This window comes from Neglectibacter sp. X4 (genome assembly GCF_009917365.1).
Classification (GTDB): domain Bacteria; phylum Bacillota; class Clostridia; order Oscillospirales; family Acutalibacteraceae; genus Acutalibacter.
This window is the reverse complement of record NZ_QWLE01000224.1, coordinates 1-741: the sequence shown is the minus strand read 5'-3', so window position 1 is coordinate 741 and position 741 is coordinate 1. Positions and strand designations below refer to the sequence as shown.

Below are 741 nucleotides of genomic sequence, written 5' to 3'. Positions count from 1 at the left end.
GTGGAAATCGAAGATACGACGCCTTTGGGAAGAATTTTTGATATGGATGTTTTATCTGAAAAAGGGAGTATTTCACGGTCAAACCTTGGAATGCCAGGCAGGCGGTGTCTTCTTTGTGGTGAAGCTGCGAAGGTCTGTGCTCGCAGTCAAAGCCATCCGATGGAGCTGCTCCTTGCGGAAATTAATCGGATTTTAAGCAAGTTTTTTTAGTAGAATAGAAAGGCTAAAAATGTCAATTCAGTCTGTGAATTTGCTGGCTGAATTGTTTTTTTGTTTACACGCATAAAGATAGTATGACATAAAATGGTATGGGATAATTTCATACAAATCGGTTAGATTTTGCACGAATATGAAAGGCATTGCTGCGGAATCTAACCAGAGGAATTTAATGGAAAACGGTATAAAATTTCCATTTTTGAACATGATATTTCGGATTTTTTACCAAAAAAACGAATTGATATCCGAACTTGAATTGAGAATAAATGGCTAAAAATAAAGGTTTAATCGGAGTATGGTGTTTGCTTAAAAAGAAAGTTCGGAAAGATTATATTTTTTTTCAAAAAAGGGGTTTTCATTCCGCAAATTCTGTGGTATACTTCTAACCGTAGAAGAAAAGATACAAATTTTAATGGAGGTGATTTTGTGTATATAAAGAAAACCCTATCCTTGCTTTTGGCGCTGATATTGGTTCTGACATCACTCACGGCTTGCGGGCAGGATTCTGAGGACAGTGTAGCTATG

The 741-nt window shown here is 36.7% G+C and carries 1 protein-coding gene; it reads left to right on the top strand.

From position 1 onward, the window contains the following. Positions 1-210 (top strand): citrate lyase holo-[acyl-carrier protein] synthase (locus tag D1841_RS17820; protein ID WP_207710202.1); only part of this gene is annotated, 210 nt, incomplete at its 5' end. Between the last annotated feature and the right edge of the window lie 531 nt (positions 211-741).